The organism is Mycolicibacterium xanthum, assembly GCF_019710635.1.
In the GTDB taxonomy this organism is placed as follows: Bacteria; Actinomycetota; Actinomycetes; order Mycobacteriales; family Mycobacteriaceae; genus Mycobacterium; species Mycobacterium xanthum.
Genome location: NZ_JAIFZS010000011.1, coordinates 216,454 through 232,885 on the forward strand (window position 1 = coordinate 216,454; position 16,432 = coordinate 232,885).

General features: G+C 70.9%; 9 protein-coding genes. 5 read left to right on the forward strand and 4 right to left on the reverse strand.

Features of this window, described 5'->3' with window-relative positions; genetic code table 11:
- Nucleotides 1-45 precede the first annotated feature (45 nt).
- The 4 genes from JDV09_RS07195 to JDV09_RS07210 form a co-directional block, all read right to left on the reverse strand.
- Nucleotides 46-1,320 carry a pyridoxal phosphate-dependent aminotransferase gene (locus JDV09_RS07195; RefSeq protein ID WP_221368418.1) on the reverse strand — a complete coding sequence of 425 codons (1,275 nt, stop codon included), beginning with the start codon at nucleotides 1,318-1,320 and terminating at the stop codon, nucleotides 46-48.
- A 45-nt stretch (nucleotides 1,321-1,365) separates the two neighbouring features.
- Entirely contained in the window at nucleotides 1,366-4,311 is a 2,946-nt protein-coding gene (locus JDV09_RS07200) for a (Fe-S)-binding protein (RefSeq protein WP_221368419.1), read from the reverse strand.
- 141 nt (nucleotides 4,312-4,452) lie between these two features.
- A complete protein-coding gene (iniR, locus tag JDV09_RS07205; protein WP_221368420.1) occupies nucleotides 4,453-6,951 on the reverse strand; it encodes an isoniazid response ATPase/transcriptional regulator IniR in 2,499 nt (832 codons plus the stop codon).
- Nucleotides 6,952-6,961: 10 nt separating this feature from the next.
- Nucleotides 6,962-8,806, reverse strand: a complete 1,845-nt coding sequence (locus JDV09_RS07210; RefSeq protein WP_221368421.1) for an Hsp70 family protein — start codon at nucleotides 8,804-8,806, stop codon at nucleotides 6,962-6,964.
- Between the two features lie 242 nt (nucleotides 8,807-9,048).
- On the opposite strand from JDV09_RS07210, the gene JDV09_RS07215 reads away from it, so the two are divergent.
- The 5 genes from JDV09_RS07215 (at nucleotide 9,049) to JDV09_RS07235 (ending at nucleotide 16,425) form a co-directional block, all read left to right on the forward strand.
- Nucleotides 9,049-9,567 carry an Rv0340 family IniB-related protein gene (locus tag JDV09_RS07215; protein ID WP_221368422.1) on the forward strand — a complete coding sequence of 173 codons (519 nt, stop codon included), beginning with the start codon at nucleotides 9,049-9,051 and terminating at the stop codon, nucleotides 9,565-9,567.
- A gap of 320 nt (nucleotides 9,568-9,887) precedes the next feature.
- Nucleotides 9,888-11,033, forward strand: a complete 1,146-nt coding sequence (locus JDV09_RS07220) for an IniB N-terminal domain-containing protein (RefSeq protein WP_221368423.1) — start codon at nucleotides 9,888-9,890, stop codon at nucleotides 11,031-11,033.
- 95 nt (nucleotides 11,034-11,128) lie between these two features.
- On the forward strand, nucleotides 11,129-12,961 hold the full coding sequence (gene iniA, locus JDV09_RS07225; RefSeq protein WP_221368424.1) for an isoniazid-induced dynamin-like GTPase IniA: 1,833 nt from the start codon (nucleotides 11,129-11,131) through the stop codon (nucleotides 12,959-12,961).
- Nucleotides 12,962-12,994: 33 nt separating this feature from the next.
- Complete coding sequence (locus JDV09_RS07230; protein ID WP_221368507.1) at nucleotides 12,995-14,497, forward strand: dynamin family protein; 1,503 nt, start codon at nucleotides 12,995-12,997, stop codon at nucleotides 14,495-14,497.
- A gap of 59 nt (nucleotides 14,498-14,556) precedes the next feature.
- Entirely contained in the window at nucleotides 14,557-16,425 is a 1,869-nt protein-coding gene (locus tag JDV09_RS07235) for an Hsp70 family protein (RefSeq protein ID WP_221368425.1), read from the forward strand.
- Nucleotides 16,426-16,432: the final 7 nt, after the last annotated feature.

The window sequence follows — 16,432 nt, forward strand, 5'->3', positions numbered from 1 at the left end:
GGGCCCGAGGGCCGGGCGACGGCCCTGGGCCGTCACGCCGCGGGGCTACTGGCGGTAGCTGACCAGGAAGTTACCCAGCCGCTCGATCGCGTTGGCCAGGTCGCGCGACCACGGCAGCGTCACGATGCGCAGGTGATCCGGTGTCGGCCAGTTGAACCCGGTGCCCTGGGTGACCAGGATCTTCTCCTGCAGCAGCAGATCCAGCACCAGCTGCTCGTCGTCGACGACGTCGTACACCTCGGGATCCAGCCGCGGGAAGGCGTAGAGCGCCCCCTGTGGCTTCACGCAGGACACCCCGGGGATCTCGTTGAGCTTCTCCCACGCCACATCCCGTTGCTCGAGCAGCCGCCCGCCCGGCAGCACCAGGTCGTCGATGCTCTGATGCCCGCCGAGGGCCACCTGAATCGCGTGCTGGGCAGGGACATTCGGGCACAGCCGCATGTTGGCCAGCAGGCTGATGCCCTCGATGAAGCTCGTCGCGTGCTCCTTGGGCCCGGTGATCACCAGCCAGCCGGAGCGGTAGCCGGCCACCCGGTAGGCCTTGGACAACCCGTTGAACGTCAGGGTCAGCACGTCGGGGGCCACCGAGGCCATCGCGATGTGCTGGGCGTCGTCGTAGAGGATCTTGTCGTAGATCTCGTCGGCCAGCAGCATCAGCTCGTGCTTGCGCGCCAGGTCGGCGATCTGGGTGAGCACCTCGCGGGGGTAGACCGCCCCGGTCGGATTGTTCGGGTTGATCACCACGATCGCCTTGGTGCGGTCGGTGATCTTGGATTCCAGATCGGCGATGTCGGGCTGCCAGCCCTGCGTCTCGTCGCACAGGTAGTGCACCGGGGTGCCGCCGGCCAGCGACGTCGACGCGGTCCACAGCGGATAGTCCGGCGCCGGGATCAGCACCTGGTCGCCGTTGTCGAGCAACGCCTGCAGCGTCATCGTGATCAGCTCGGAGACACCGTTGCCGAGGTAGACGTCGTCGATGTCGAAGCGCGGGAACCCGTCGACGAGCTCATAGCGGGTGAACACCGCGCGCCGCGCGCTGACGATGCCCTTGGAATCCGAGTAGCCCTGCGCGTACGGCAGTGCCGCGATGATGTCGCGCATGATCACGTCGGGCGCCTCGAACCCGAACGGGGCCGGGTTGCCGATGTTCAGCTTGAGGATCCGGTGGCCCTCAGCCTCCAGCCGCGACGCGTGTTCGTGCACGGGCCCGCGGATCTCGTACAGCACGTCCTGCAGCTTGCTCGACTGCGAGAACACCCGCTGGCGCGAGTGTTGGCTGCCCGCATGCCACGGCGCCGGATGGGTAGTCACGTCTTCCATGATCGCACCGACGTCCAGCGATTTTATAAAATCGCTGGTCGCAGCTCACCTCTTGCCGGGCGGGCGGGCACCTCTGGCGATGCCCAGACCCTTCACCGGGGGCTCGGGCTTGTCGGGCACGGCCTCGGCTGCGGGCTCCGGGGCGACGGCGGACTCACCGTCGGATGCCGGTTCTGGTTGTGCCGGCTCGGCTTTGGGGGCTGCAGGGGCCGCAGCGGCAGGGGCGGCCTTCTTGGCCCCCGGCCGGCGTGCTCCTGCCGCGATGCCCAGGCCTTTGACCTCCGGTTCTGGCTTGGGCGGCGCAGGCGCCTCGGCCGGGGCGGCCGCCGACTCCGGCTGCGCCGCAGGGGCTTCCGGGGCAGCCGGAGCTGCGGCCGTGGGAGCGGCCTTCTTGGCGCCAGGTCTGCGGGCGCCGCCGGCGATGCCGAGGCCCTTGACCTCGGGCTCGGGCTTGGGAGCCGCAGCGGGTTCGACCGGTGCGGCCGCCGCAGGCGTTTCGGGCGTCGCCGGAGCCGCGGCGGCGGGGGCGGCCTTCTTGGCCCCGGGCCGCTTCGCGCCGCCCGCCATACCCAGGCCGGTGACCGGCTTGGAGGCCGCGGGGGCCTCGGCCGCCTCGGACTTGGCCGCCGGCTCGGGTTCGGCGGCCGGCTTGGCCGCCGGCTCCGCCGGTGCGGCGGTCTTGGCCTCGGCGGCGACCTTGGCCGCCTGCTCCTCGGCCCGCTTCGCCGCGGTGCCCTTATCGGGCAGCGTGACGCTGCTGGTGTCCAGCGAGCCGAGCAGCAGCTGCGCGACGTCGAGCACCTCGGCCTTCTCGATGTCGCGGGTGGCGGCGACGTCGTCGACGCCGTCGGTGATCATCACGCGGCAGAACGGGCAGCCGGTGGCGATCGCCGAAGCACCGGTGTCGAGGGCCTCCTCGGTGCGCTCCTGGTTCACCCGCTTGCCGATGTGCTCTTCCATCCACATCCGCGCACCGCCGGCGCCGCAGCACAGCCCGCGGTCGGCGTGGCGGGGCATCTCGGTCAGCGTGGCGCCCGCGGCCCCGATCAGCTCACGCGGTGCCGAGTACTCCTTGTTGTGACGGCCCAGGTAGCACGGGTCGTGGTAGGTGATGTTGGCCCCGGGGCCCTCGACGGACTTCACCGGCACCAGTTTCTTGTCGCGGACCAGCCGGTTCAGCAGCTGGGTGTGGTGCAGCACCGTGTAGTCGCCGCCGATCTGCGGGTATTCGCGGCCCAGCGTGTTGAAGCAGTGCGGGCAGGTGACGACGACCTTGCGGTCGCCGCGCGCGACACCGTCGAACATCTCGTTGATCGTCTCGACGTTCTGCGCGGCCAGCTGCTGGAACAGGAACTCGTTGCCGGAGCGGCGCGCCGAGTCACCGGTGCAGGTCTCGCCCTCGCCGAGCACCAGGAACTTCACCCCGGCGGTGGCGAGCAGCTCGGCGACGGCCTTGGTGGTCTTCTTGGCGCGGTCCTCGTAGGCGCCGGCGCAACCGACCCAGAACAGGTACTCGTAGCCGGCGAACGATTCCACGTCCTTGCCGTAGACCGGCACATCGAAGTCGACCTCGTCGATCCAGTTGGTGCGGTCCTTGGCGTTCTGGCCCCAGGGGTTACCCTTGGTCTCCAGGTTCTTGAACAGCACACCGAGCTCACCGGGGAACTCGGACTCCATCATCACCTGGTAGCGGCGCATGTCGACGATGTGGTCGATGTGCTCGATGTCGACCGGGCACTGCTCCACACAGGCGCCGCACGTGGTGCACGACCACAGCACGTCCGGGTCGATGACGCCCAGCTGCTCCGCGGTGCCGACCAGCGGGCGCGCCACCTGCTCGGGACCCGACCCCATCACCCGCTCGAAGCCGGACTCGGGAACGTGGTGCTCCTCGTCGTGTTCGGTGCCGACCAACCCACCCTGGGCCGACTCCAGCGCGTTGGCCAGCGACTCCTCGTCGGGTGCGGGCTTCTCGCCCAGGATGTAGGGCGCCTTGGCGAACATGTGGTCGCGCAGGTTCATGATGACGAGCTTGGGCGACAGTGGTTTGCCGGTGTTCCAGGCCGGGCACTGCGACTGGCAGCGACCGCACTCGGTACAGGTGGTGAAGTCGAGGTAGCCCTTCCACGTGAAGTCCTCGATCTTGCCGCGGCCCAGCACGGCGTCCTCGGCGGGATCCTCGAAGTCGACCAGCTCACCCTTGGACTCGACCGGCAGCAGCGGGCCCAGGCCGTTGGGCATCCGCTTGAACGTGACGTTGATCGGGGCCAGGCCGATGTGCAGGTGCTTGGAGTGCAGCACGATCAGCAGGAACACCAGCATGATCGCGATGTGGGCGAGCAGCGCCAGCGTCTCGATCCACTCGTTGGCGGTGTGGCCCAGCGGATGCAGTACCCACCCCATGAGCTGCGAGAAGAACGCCCCGTTGCCGTACGGCAGGGTCTCGGTGTTGACCGCCGCGCCGCGGACCAGTGCGTAGGTCCAGATGACGTTGAAGATCATGAACAGGATCAGCCAGGCGCCGCCGGTGTGCGAGCCGTAGAACCGCGAGTCGCGGCCGAGCTTCTTCGGCTCGGTGTTGAGCCGGATGATCGCGAACGTGATGATCCCGAGCAGCACCGCGACGGCGAAGAAATCCTGCAGGAAGCCCAGCGCATCCCACCTGCCGATGAACGGGATGTGGAAGTTGCGGACGAAGATCAGCCCGAACGCCTCCAGGTAGACCGTCGCCAGGATGAAGAAGCCCCACATGGTGAAGAAGTGCGCGATGCCGGGGATCGACCAGCGCAGCAGCCGGGTCTGCCCGAAGACCTCTTCGATCTGCGTGGTGATCCGCTTCTGCAGGTGGTCCTTGCGGTTGTTGGACTCGCTCATCGGTTGCCCGGAGCGGATCAGCTTGGTCAGCCACAGCACGCGCTTGGCCGCAAACACGCCGACGACAGCGGTCATCAGAACCCCGACGACGATCCTGATCAGCATCTGCGTATCCACGCGCGCCTCCGGTTTCGTAGTTACCAATGGGTAACTTGCAGTATGTTACTGAGCAGTAACTTAAGCTCGGTGCCTGCTCATAGTTGCATCCTGTCAAGAAACGTCGCTACGAAGGCTGACCTAACTAGTCGGTCAGGCGGGTTACCGACCGTCCGGAGAGTTCAGCAGGGCCCGCAACATCGAGAGCATCTCGGAGCGGGATTCGGCGCCCAGCCGCCGGCGGATCCGGGCCACGTGATGCTCGACGGTCTTGGCCGAGATGAACAGTTGTGCGCCGATGTCGCGGTAGGGCATGCCGTTCAGCAGCAGCTCGGCCACCTCACGCTCTCGGTCGGACAGCTGGGCGGCGGTGGGCCGCTGCGGGGCGACCTGTGGAGCCGGTGCGGCGACCGTCGGCTCGGGGCTGGTGACGGTCTGCTTGAGGTCGCGCGCCAGCTGCAGCATCGCCTGCGACACTCGTGGATCGGACGTCTGAAGCGCCGCCTGGCCGGCGAGCCGGGTGGCGTCCCAGGTGTGGCCGAACTGGGCCAGTCCGCGGGCGGCGGCGATCACCTCATCGGTGTCGACGTGATCGGCCAGGACCCGCAGCCAGGTCCGTCCGGCGGTGGCCAGCGACTTGGCGAACGGCGAGTGCGGGGCGGCCGCCGTCAGCGCCTGCCCGTGCGGTGCGACCGCGTCGGGCGAATTGGCGAGGATGGCCGCGTGCACCCCCGCCCAGTGCAGAGGCGCCGACCACAGCACCGGGTCACCCAGCCCGGCCAGTAGCGCGAAGGCCTCGTCGAGGGTGTGGCGCAGCTGGTCGACCTGCCGGATGCGGGCCGCGGTGACCCAGAGTTCGCCGAGCGGCAGCAGCGCGAACAGGTCGGGCGCGGACTCGGCCAGCACCTCCATCGCGGCGTACCAGTGTGCCTGCATGGCGCCGCTGTCTCCGCCGCGACGGGCGATGCCGGCCTGCAGCGCGGCGGCCCACAGTGCGTCCCGCCGGTGCAGCGCGGGCGCCCCGTCGCCCGGCACGCACGCCGCGGCCGCTGCCAGCTGCCCGTCCTGCATATGGGCCCAGCCCAGCAGCAGCCGGTGCCGATGCGCCGCGAAGGCCGCCTCCCGGCCGCCTGGACCGTCGCGCTGAACCGCGCGCCCGATCACGCTGCGGGCCCGGACCGGATCACCGCCGTGCAGCGCCGCCAGCGTCACCAGCGCGGCGGGGGTATCCGGGATGACACCGGTCAGACCCTGCTCGACGCCCAGGGACTGGCCCAGCCGGGCCAGCGCGATCGGATACGGGTGATCCAGCGTCAGCGCCAACCCGTCGATCAGGCTGGCGGCCGCCCGAGCGGTGGATGTCGGCGGGCCCGAACCGGCGCCGGCGGCAGGGGGCGCATCGCCGGCGGCCAGCGCGGCGATGGCGGCCGCCGCGCCGCTGAGGGCATCCGGCGGTGGCCCCAACCAACGGAACAGGTCGCGGGCCTGGCCGGCGTTGCCGTCGTGCAGCGCGATGCTGGCCGCGATCCGGACGGCAGCGGCACGCTCGGCCGGATCTTGCGAGGCCAGTAGTTCGTCGGCGAGCCGACCGGCCGTGCTGCAGTCACCGGTCAGGGCGAGCGCGTCGGCCAGGTTCGCGCTCGAAGCGGCCGCACCCGCGTCGACCGCCGCCCGGTAGAGCCGCGCCGCCTGGCCCGGACGATCGCGGGCCGAACCGGCGAGGTCGGTCAGCGCGGCGGCCAGCCGGTCATCGCGCAGGCCGTGCTCGGCCATCCGCAGCGCCAGGTCGGGGGTCAGTGTCGACAGCTCCAGCTGTGAACAGAGCACCGCGACCTCGATGTCGTGATGTCGTGCCGTGCCGACCAGCTGGGCGATACCGGCGTGCACCGTCTGGGCGAACTGCTGCGGATGAGACGGTTCGAACAACCCGCTCGCGCGGGCGCGGTCGACGAGAGCCAACGCGGTGTCCGAGGGCATTCGCAGCGCGGCGGCGACATCGTCGGGGCCCAGATCGGGACTCAGCGACGACACCAGGAAGGTGTCCAGCAGCCGCTCCTCCACCAGCCGCAGCCGCTCGATCAGCGCGAACCGGGCCGCCTGGCGAACGGCACCCGGGCCGTCCCCGGCCGCGACCAGCGCGGCGCGCACCAGGAAGGGCAGACCGGCCGTCGAGCCGATGATCAGCCGGACCAGCTCCGGTGTAGCCGGCACGCCCAGCACCGCCGCCGCGAGCCGGGCCACCTCGACGGCGGGCAGCGGCCCCAACGTCACGGCCGGGTTCTCCCGTCGCAGCGCAGTGGCGAGCCGGCGCATCGCCCCGTGCTGAGCCAGCGGCTGCGCGGCGATCACCACCGACGCGTCCGGAATGGCCACCAACTCCGTGAGGCGGTCCAGCTCCGGGTCGTCGAGGAGGTGCGCGTCGTCGACGACGACGATGTCGTCCGCCCCGCCGGACTCCGGGGCCGGGGGCCGCGACAGCACCCGTCGGCCGGAGGAGCGCAACGACGCCCGCAACGCCGCCAGCACCGTCGACTTGCCGGTACCGATGCCACCGGTGACCAACAGCTTGACGGCGGCGCGCGGATCGGCCTCCACCGCGGCGACCGCCTCCCGGGAGGCCGGGGGCAGATCCGTCGGCCGGTGCGGCGCCGCGTTCGTCATCGCCGGGGGATCAGGAGCCGGCGTCGGGGGCGGTGACCGTCGTGGTGACCGGAGCGACCGGTTCCTCGGTGGTCGGTGCCGCCGAGGTCGTCGGTGCGGCCGAGGTGGTCGGCGCCGCGGAGGTGGTCGGTGCCGCCGAGGTCGTCGTCGGCTGGGTGGTGGTGGTCCTGGTCGTGGTGGTCGTCGTCGGCTGCGTGGTCGTCGTCGTAGTGGTGGTCGTCGTCGGCTGGGTGGTGGTGGTCGTGGTCGTCGACGTGGTTTCCGACGAGGCCGACGTGGTTTCCGGCGGCGTGGTGGGCGGCGGCTGGCTGACCGTGGTGGTGGCCTGACCGTCCGGGCCGATGGTCACCGTCGTCACCGGCGGAGGCAGTACGGCCGACGGCTCGCCGGGAACGGTGCTCGACATCTCGCCCGGCGGCGAGGAACCGCCGTCCGAACCGGTCAGCGTCATCGCGAGCCCACCCACCGCCAACAGCGCCGCCGCGGCGGCGACGCCGAACAACACGGGCGGACGCTTGTACCAGGGCAGCGGCGGCAGGGAGTCGTCGAAGCCGTCGTCGTGGCGGTCGAACTCCACCGGCGGACGCGCTGCGGTCATGCCGCCCCCGGAGGGATCGGTGGTGTAGTCGGCGCCGGTGTAGGGCAGCGGATCCCCGGACGAGTCGTCATCCTGCGACCACGCGAGAGCCCGGAAGGTCGCCGACGAAGCGCCGTCACTGGCCGACTCGGCGGCGGCCACACCGGCCGCGCCGGCGGCCCACGCCGCGTGCCCCATCGCCGTCGGCGCATCGGCCGCCGGCGCCATCCCGGTCGGCGCATCCGCCGCGCCGCCCTGGTCGGCGCCCAGCGCCGCGCCGACGGCGGCGCTGAGCTGTGGCTCCGGGGTGGTCACGACCGCTGCGCGCAGCCGCTCGGACAACCGCTGCGTCACCGCCGGGATCGCGGCGCCGCCGCCGACGGTGGCCACCGCCGACACCGCGGCGGCGCCGAGGCCGTTGCGTTGCAGCGTGTCCTCGATCGCGCTGACCAGTCCGTCGAGCGGTTCGGTGATCAGCTGTTCGAGATCGGCGCGGGTCACCCGGACCTCGGAGTCGATCCCGGGCAGCTCGGCGGGTACGGCGACGGCCGTCTCGGCGGACAGCTGTTCCTTCGCCCGCCGGCATGCGTCCCGCAGCCGCATCAGCGGGCCCACCGCGGCGGTACCCGCGGTGTCTGCGGTGCCGGCGTCGGAGAAACCCTCGAGCAGGTGGTTGAGCAGCGCCCGGTCGATGGCGTCGCCGGCGAAGTCCGGATAGCGCACCGTCTGGCCGATCGTGGCCAGGCCGGCACCCGCATCGGCCAGCGTGATGCTCGAACCGCTGCCGCCGAGGTCGACGAGGACGACCACACCCTCGGCGGGCACCTGCTGGGTGGTCCGAAGCGCGGCCAGCGCGGTGGTCGAATCCGGTACCAGCGTGGGCGGCACCCCGTTGGGGGCAAGGCCGGGCCAGGTCCGCAGTGCGCCGCGCAGCGCCCCGACGGTTGCGGGTCCCCAGTGCGCGGGGACCGCGATGGTGACGGGCGCACCGCCGCCGACGAGTCGGGCCATGGCGTCGAGGGCGACGGCCAGGGCCTGCTCACCCCGGTGGGCCGAGCCGTCGGCGGCCACCAGCGGGACCGGGTCGCCGACCCGGTCGACGAAACCGTCCAGGACGACGGCGGGTTCGGCGTAGCCGGGAATCTGCTCCGGCGCGCCGACCTCGGGTCCGCGGTCGTCGTAGAGGTTGAGGATGGATCGCCGGAGAAGTGGAGGACGGCCGACGTGTGCCGCCGCCAGGTTGGTGGTTCCGATCGACAACCCCAGGGGTTCGGTCATGATGGCGTCTCCTGTCTGGGCCGTGCCCCACCTTAGCGACTGATCCCGACCCGCAGGCGCTCATCCCCCTAGTGTCGCCGATCCCCTATCGGTCAACCCCCTAACGGCCCCGATGCCGAACTGGGCTGGGCACCGATCCCGACGAGCTCCGAGGCGGATAACATCGGGATCAACATGTCGGGGATATCCGGTCCCGGCGGTGTCGGCAGTGCGGACAGGTAGGGCAGGGGACGGGTGCGGTCATGGCGAACTCATTGTTGGACTTCGTGATGTCGCTGGTGCGGGATCCCGAGGCCGCCGCACGCTACGCCGCCGATCCCGCACAGGCGATTGCGGACGCGAATCTGACCGACGTGACCAGTGCAGACGTGCAGAATCTGATCCCGGTGGTGGCGGAGTCGCTGTCGATGTCCATTCCCGCGCACGGTCTGGACGCCTTCGATGACGGTGCCGGTGTCGCTGCCGGCGGCAATGTCTGGGCGAGCGGTGCGGCGACCGCGGCCTTCGATGCGTTCGACGACCATCTGCCCGAGCATGCGGTGATCGACACGCACGCCGCGGTGCCCGACATCGTCGGTGACGCCGATCCGGCGTTTGCGGTTCCCGAGGTTGCCGATCTCACCGATGCAGCGCTGTCGCCGCAGTTCGAAGAGCTGCCGATCGAGGAACCCGTCGTCACCGACGCCGGCTTCGCCGACGACTGGGGGCAGGCGCTCATCGACCCGAGCCACCCAGGCGAGGGGTTCGACCTCTTCGACTGACGAGCTTCCCCTCCCGGGTACGCACCCTTCCCCTCCCGGGTACGCACCCAGACCGCGCGGATCCTCGATCCGCGCGGTTTTTTGGTGTCTGAACTGCGATGATTCCTTCTTTAGGGAAGCGCCGGGACAGAATCCCCCGAGCCACCCCTAACCCCCTAACCCATTGGTGTCCGCATCCCTAGTCATCCCCCATCGGGGATGGGCAGCAACCCCGTTTCGGGGCTTGCCCGACGCCCATAGCGTGGTCGGCAGATCGCCGGAAGGTCCGGCGAGAAGGCTCCCCCGAAGAGCACCTCGGGACGATCACGAAAGGCACTCCCATGCTCACCATCATCGACTTCATCCTGGACCTGTTCCGCAGCCCGGCGTCGGCGGCATCGTTCGTCATCGACCCGGACGGTGCGCTGCGCGACGCCGGCCTGCCGAACGTGACCGCGGCGCAGCTGGCCTCGGTGGCCGCAACCGCGGCGCCCGCCGGTTACGCCCTCGGCGGCGGAGACCCGATCGTCGGCCTGCAGCGGGCGGTCGCCGATCACCACAACCTCGCCCAGAGCTTCGCCTCGCCGTTCTCGCCCCAGACCACCTGGGCGCCGGACACCAACACCGAGCTGGGCAGCCGCAACAACACCAACGCCGAGTTCCTCAGCCCGGACCAGAGCGCGGGCGCCAACTCCCAGGCGGGGGCGTTCAACCTCGGTTTCGGGGACATCACCCTGGGCGACAAGACCAGCAACACCGCCACCAACGGCGGCGTCGTGGTCGACGGGGAGAACGACGGCGACATCGTCAGCGGTGACGGCGCCGCGCTCGGCGACGGAAACACCCTGAACAACGGCGACATCCTCGCCGGAGCCGGTTCGAACGTCGTCGTCGGCAAGGACAACGAGGTCGAGGACAACTCACAGACCGCTGGTGACGACCTGATCGCCGACAACGATTCCCCGGTGCTCAGCGACGTCGACACCAGCGGCGGCAACGGTGGCGGCGCGGCCGGCGGTGACAGCCTGATCGGCATCGGTGGCGGCAACGCGGCGGGCGGCTCCGGAGGCTCCGGCGGCGGCATCATCATCACCGACGACGACGTCAACACCGGCACCCAGATCGACGGGAACTACGGCAGCGACAACGTCGAGGACAACTCGGTCAACACCGCGGTCAGCACCGAGACCTCGACCTCCACCGAGAGCTCGGTCGAGGACAACTCGTCGAACTTCGAGTCCAACCTCGGGTCGGGCAACGAGACCGCGATCGGGTCGGGCAACGAGACCGCGATCGGGTCGGGCAACGAGACCGCGATCGGGTCGGGCAACGAGACCGCGATCGGGTCGGGCAACGAGACCAACACCGACCTGTTCTCCGGCAACGCAACCAGCACCGATCTGTTCTCCGGGAACGAGACCAGCAGTCACACCGATCTGTTCTCCGGGAACGAGGCCAGCACCGACACCGTGCTGGACGCGTTCTGAGCAGCCCGCGGCCACATCGCACCGGCGGGGACCCGATGGTCCCCGCCGGTCCGCGCGCCTAACGTTGATCCAGCGCCACCGGACAAGAGGACACCATGACGCAGCCGAACGACCCTCGCAAGGTCAAGCTGATCGTCGAGCTCATCGACCACACCAGCACGATCGCCGAAGCCAAACAGCGGGGCGATCTGGTCGACCGGCTCGCGCGGGCCGAGCGGCGGATCACCGACCCCCAGATCCGGGTGGTGATCGCCGGCCAGCTCAAGCAGGGCAAGAGTCAACTGCTCAACTCGCTGCTGAACATGCCGGTCGCCCGGGTGGGTGACGACGAGTCCACGGTGGTGGCCACCGTGGTGTCCTACGGCGAGCAGGCCACCGCGCGTCTCGTGGTGGCCGGGCCCGACGGCGCGGAACCGGAACTGGTCGACATCCCCACCGCAGACCTCCGCAACGACCTGCGCCGCGCGCCGCAGGCCCGTGGCCGTGAGGTCCTCCGCGTCGAGGTGACCGCGCCCAGCCCGCTGCTCAAGGGCGGCCTGGCCTTCATCGACACCCCCGGCGTCGGGGGTCACGGTCAGCCCCACCTGTCTGCCACGCTGGGTCTGCTGCCCGACGCGGACGCGATGCTGATGATCAGCGATACCAGCCAGGAATTCACCGAACCGGAGATGACGTTCATCCGCCAGGCGCTGGAGATCTGCCCGGTGGCGTCGATCGTCGCGACCAAGACCGACCTCTACCCGCATTGGCGGGCGGTGGTCGACGCCAACATCGCCCACCTCCGGCGCGCCGGTATCACCGCCCCGCTGATCCCGGCGTCGTCGACGCTGCGCAGTCACGCGGTGCAGCTCAACGACAAGGAGCTCAACGAGGAGTCGAACTTTCCGGCGATCGTGAAGTTCCTCTCCGAGAAGGTGCTCTCCCGGGAGAACGACCGGATCCGCGATCAGGTGATCGGCGAGATCCGCGCGGTGGCCGAGCATCTCAAGCTCTCGGTGCAGTCCGAGCTGTCGGCGCTCGACGATCCGCAGGCCCGTGAGCGGCTGACCGCCGACCTCGAGCGGCGCAAGCAGGAGGCTCAGGACGCGCTGCAGCAGACCGCGCTGTGGCAGCAGGTGCTCAACGACGGTATCGCCGACCTGACCGCCGACGTCGACCACGATCTGCGCCAGCGTTTCCGCACCATCACCTTCCATACCGAGCGGGTGATCGACAGCACCGACCCGACGCAGAACTGGGCCGAGATCGGTGCCGAGCTGGAAGACGTCGTCGCCACCGCGGTCGGCGACAACTTCGTGTGGGCCTATCGGCGGGCCGAGGCGCTGGCGGCCGAGGTGGCCCGGACGTTCACCGAGGTGGGGCTCGGCTCGGTGCGGCTGCCCGAGATCGACGCACGGGAGATGGGTGCCGGTTTCGAGGAGTTCCGGTCCCTGACCGAGCTGGAGGCCAAACCGCTCAAGCTGGGCCACAAGGTCGTGACCGGGATGCGCGGTTCCTACGGCGGCGTGCTGATGTTCGGGATGCTGACGTCCTTTGCCGGGCTCGGCATGTTCAACCCGCTGTCGCTGGGCGCCGGATTCGTGTTGGGCCGCAAGGCCTACAAGGAGGACATGGAGAACCGGATGTTGCGGGTGCGCAACGAGGCCAAGACCAACGTCCGCCGTTTCGTCGATGACGTCGCGTTCGTGGTCGGCAAGGAGTCCCGCGACCGGCTCAAGGGCATCCAGCGTCAGCTGCGCGACCACTACCGCGAGATCGCCAACCAGACCACCCGCTCGCTCAACGAGTCGCTGCAGGCCACGCTCGCCGCCGCGAAGGTCGCCGACGCCGAGCGCGCCGGCCGGGTCAAGGAACTCGAGCGCCAGGCCGACATCCTCCGTCAGGTGCTCGACCACGCCGGCACGTTTGGCCCGGTCACTAAGCTCTAAGCGTCAGCAGTCGGGCAGACGAAACGGTGAATCCTGAGCACGAGCGACCGAGTGCGCGCGATCCTGGGCGGGGTGGCGGCCGCCTACCGGTCGGATCCTGCCTACGCTGCGCGTCCCGACGTCCACGCCGAACTCGAGCGCATCGGGCGACGGCTGAACCAACCGATCCGCATCGCGCTCGCGGGCACGCTCAAAGCGGGCAAGTCAACGCTGGTGAACGCGCTGGTCGGTGAGGACATCGCACCGACGGACGCGACCGAGGCGACGCGGATCGTGACGTCGTTCCACCACGGTCCGACCCCGAAGGTGACCGCCAACCATCGCGATGGCCGGCGGTCCAACGTTCCGATCACCCGCAGTTCGACCGGTCCCGCGGAGCAGCGGGGCCTGACGTTCGATTTCGCGACGCTGGACCCCGACGACGTCGTCGACCTCGACGTCGAATGGCCTGCCGCCGAGCTGGCCGACGCGACGATCATCGACACGCCGGGCACGTCGTCGCTGTCTCGGGACGTCTCGGCCCGCACGCTGCAGCTGCTGGTGCCCGACGACGGCGTGCCCCGGGTCGACGCCGTGGTGTTCCTGCTGCGCACCCTCAACGCGGCCGACATCGCCCTGCTCAAGCAGATCGGGCAGCTGGTCGGCGGATCGTCGGGCGCGCTGGGGGTGATCGGTGTGGCCTCCCGCGCCGACGAGATCGGCGCCGGCCGCATCGACGCGATGATGTCGGCGAAGGACGTCGCCCAGCGATTCACCGACGAGATGGATCGCACCGGTATCTGCCAGGCCGTGGTGCCGGTGTCCGGGCTGCTCGCGCTGACGGCCCGCACGCTGCGGCAGAGCGAGTTCGTGGCGCTGGAGAAGCTGGCCGGCGTGGAGCCCGCCGAACTGGCCAGGGCGATGCTGTCGGTGGACCGGTTCGTCCGGGCGGACAGCATGCTGCCGGTGCCCGCCGCGACCCGTGCGGCGTTGCTCGATCGGTTCGGGATGTTCGGGATCCGCATCTCGATCGCGGTGCTGCGGGCCGGTGTGAGCGACTCGGTGGCGCTCGCCGACGAACTGCTGGAGCGCAGCGGCCTGGTGACGTTGCGGGAGGTCATCGATCAACAGTTCGCCCAGCGCTCGGAGATGCTCAAGGTGCACACCGCGCTGGTCGCGCTTCGGCAGTTCGTGCAGGTGAACCCCGGGTATGCGACACCGCAGATCCTGGCCGACATCGAGCCGCTGCTGGCCGACACGCACGCGTTCGAGGAGTTGCGGCTGCTCAGCCTGCTGCGTTCGCGGCCGACGACGCTCAACCCCGAGGAGATGGCCTCACTGCGCCGTCTGATCGGCGGGTCGGGCACCGACGCGGCGAGCAGGCTGGGGCTACCGCCCGACCAGCCCGACGACGGCCCGCGGGCGGCCTTTGCCGCAGCTCAGCGCTGGCGGAGGCGCGCCGAACACCCGCTCAACGATCCGTTCTCGGCCCGGGCCTGCCGGGCCGCCGTGCGCAGCGCCGAGGCGCTGGTCGCGGAGTATGCGCAGCGCCGCTGACGGTACTTTCGGCCGTTCGCCGGGGCTAACGTTTCGGGGTCCGTGCGCGACATACGGGCATGCGCTGTTCCCCAGGTGTCTCGTCCCTGGGTGTCTCGCTGGGTGCGGAGAACCTCGTCGCGGTCGCCGACGGGCGGCCGATGCTGTGCCCGGCGGTGCTCACCCTGCCCCCAGGCCTTCCACCGTGCTTGATCGGCCCCCAGACGACCGGGCTCTCGGTGTCGGGATTCGTCGCGCGGGTGGGCGACCCGGTGCCCATCGTGGCCGCCGACGGCTCCGGCCATCACGCCGACCGGCTGACGGCCGATGCGATCGAGGCGTTGACCCGCCTGGCCAGGCCGCACCGCCGGCCGGATGCGGTGGTGGTCGCGGTGCCCGCGTACTGGCCCGACTCGGCGGTGCGGGCGCTGCGGTCGCGGGTGCCGCATCTGCGGGTGGTTTCCGATGCGGTAGCGGCGTTGGCGGCGCTGCGGAGCGGCCCCGGTCTGCCGGTGCACGGCGTCGTGGCGGTGTGCGATTTCGGTGCCGGCGGCGCGAGCATCACCCTCGCCGACGCGGGAGACGGCTTCGAGGTGATCGGGCCGACGGTCCGTTGTGAGGAGTTCTCCGGCGATCTCGTCGACCAGAGCCTGATGCGGTACGTGCTCTCCGGGCTCGACATCGACCCGGCCGGTACGTCGTCGGTCGCCGCGCTGACCGATCTTCGGGAGCAGTGCCGAGCCGCCAAGGAGCGGCTCAGCCGGCACACCGCGACGGCGCTGGTGAGCGCGAACGCGACGGTCCGGGTGACCCGGGCCGAGCTCGAATCGGTCATCGGCGCCGCACTCGACGGGTTCCTCGAGGCGCTGCTCGACACGTTGTCACGGGCCGGGGTCGCGCCTGCACAACTCGCAGCGGTCGTGACGGTCGGCGGTGGTGCTGCGATACCGCTTGTCACCCAACGCCTTTCCGAGACGTTGCGGCTGCCGGTGACCACCGTCCCGAACCCGCAGGTGGCCGCGGCGGCCGGTGCCGAGCAGATGGCGCTTCGCGGTGCCGAAACCGACGAGCGCACCGCGGTCGTCGCGGCCTCCGCTCCGGCGCCGGTCGCCCTGGCGTGGTCGGCCGAGGAGGCGTGGTCGGCCGAGGAGGAGGAACCGGCGGTCACCGAGGTCGTCCAGCCCGTCGGGGAACCCGGTCTGGCGCGGCCCGAGATGCATTTCGACGCGTGGCGGGCCGACGGTGCGGGGCGCTCACCGACCGGTCTGCGGCGGCCCGGCGCGCTGTTTGCCGGCGCGGCCTGCCTTGCCGCGGCGGCGGTGGCGGTGCTGGCCCTGACCGCCAACGGGGGAGAGCCCGATACCGCCGAGCCCGGAACGTCCGGCGTCTCCGTCCCGGTCGCCACCAGGCCGATGGATCCGGCTGCTGTCGATGCGGCGCCTCCGGCGCCGAGCACGATCACCGAGCCGGTGCTGGCGGCAAGCCCGGTACCGGCCGCTGGTCCGGCGGCGGTCGCGCCGGTGCCAGGACGGGTGGTGTCGCAGCAGGCCGCTCCGCAGCAGGTTCCGGCACCCGTGCAGGCCGCACCCGCTGCGCCGGCCCCTGTGCCCGCTGCACCGACCCCTGCGCCCGCTGCGCCGTGGACGTTCGTGCTCCCGCCGCTGCCCTCGGCCCCTCGGGCGGCAGAGCCGGCACCCACGGCCGAGCCGGAGCCCACGGCCGCACCGGAGCCCACGGCCGAGCCGGAGCCCACGGCCGCACCGGAACCCACGGCCGCACCGGAACCCGAACCGGAGCCCACGGCCGCACCGGAACCCGAACCGGCGGCCACGGCCGCACCGGAGCCTGAGCCGACGGCCGCTCCGGCAGCCGAGCCTGAGCCGACGGCCGCTCCGGCAGCCGAGCCCGCCGGTGATGAATGCGTGCCCGCCGACGACGTCGTCTGCTAGCGCCGGA